The organism is Alcanivorax sp. UBA3183 (genome assembly GCF_002364155.1).
Lineage (GTDB): Bacteria > Pseudomonadota > Gammaproteobacteria > Pseudomonadales > Alcanivoracaceae > Alcanivorax > Alcanivorax jadensis.
In genome coordinates, this window is sequence record NZ_DEXN01000047.1 from 5171 (window position 1) to 6047 (window position 877).

Sequence of the window (877 nt, forward strand, 5' to 3'; positions counted from 1 at the left end):
AACTCTGTGTCCTCTGTGGTAAATCGCTTTTGACTTGGTTCTGGAACTTGTCGCCCGAGAAGACGGTACAACACCACGTCCGCCTTACACCGCCTCCAGCGCTTGTTGCGTCTTGTTCGGCTGGATATGGAACACAAACCGCTGCTCCCCACCCTCACCCGCTTCCGAGCCAAGCAGGCTGGCGGTTTCATTGAAATAGGCGGCAACCCCCTTCACCGAGCCATGAATCATCGCCGCCATATTGCGGTGGGAGCGGTAGTGAATTTCCAGGGTATCGTCGCCGCGCTTGTGCACCTCAATCTTCGGCGCTGTCGCCGCCGGGTCCTTGAGGCGCAGAATGCGTTCGTGGATCTGCTGCATGTTCAGCAGAAATGTCATGGCATCCCAGCCCGTGGGAATCATCGGCTGGTACATAGTAATCAGCGGGCCGATCACCCACTCACCGAAATCCGCCAGCAGGTCATCCCGACGTAACCCGGTAGCAGATTCCGCTGCCCGCAACAGCGCTTCCATTTCCTCATCCGGATACAGCGCCACCGGCAGATAGGTCTTGCCCTGCAACCCCGCCGTGGAGACCACTTCGCCCCAGGCGTCGGTACCCATGAATTCATCCAGATACCGCTTGAAATTGGTCACGATCACGCCATGCATGTCACTGCTCCCGAGCCGGCTCTCCTTCTCCCTCCATAACAGCAAGAGCTGTGCCGCATGTACGACCGTCCAACCAGCCCGCACCACCACTGGCCCGGCGAATATCTACCCCTTCACAGCCAGGTGACATAGCCGGTCACATTTTTCTGTTTTTGCGCGATTTATCCCCCTGACGGGAAAGCCTAAGGGCGATGAAAGAAAGGACCGTTGGAGCCTTGCTTGCAAG

At 57.8% G+C, this 877-nt stretch carries 1 protein-coding gene; it reads right to left on the minus strand.

Going from position 1 to position 877, the window contains the following annotated elements; all coding sequences use genetic code 11:
• Positions 1-84: 84 nt before the first annotated feature.
• Positions 85-651, minus strand: coding sequence for a heme NO-binding domain-containing protein (locus tag B3Q33_RS14510; RefSeq protein ID WP_272962713.1), 567 nt, complete (start codon positions 649-651; stop codon positions 85-87).
• Positions 652-877: the final 226 nt, after the last annotated feature.

What these genes read in the sequence shown, in the direction of transcription:
- B3Q33_RS14510 (WP_272962713.1), bottom strand. Translation starts at nt 651, where the DNA reads ATGCATGGCGTGATCGTGACCAATTTCAAGCGGTATCTGGATGAATTC.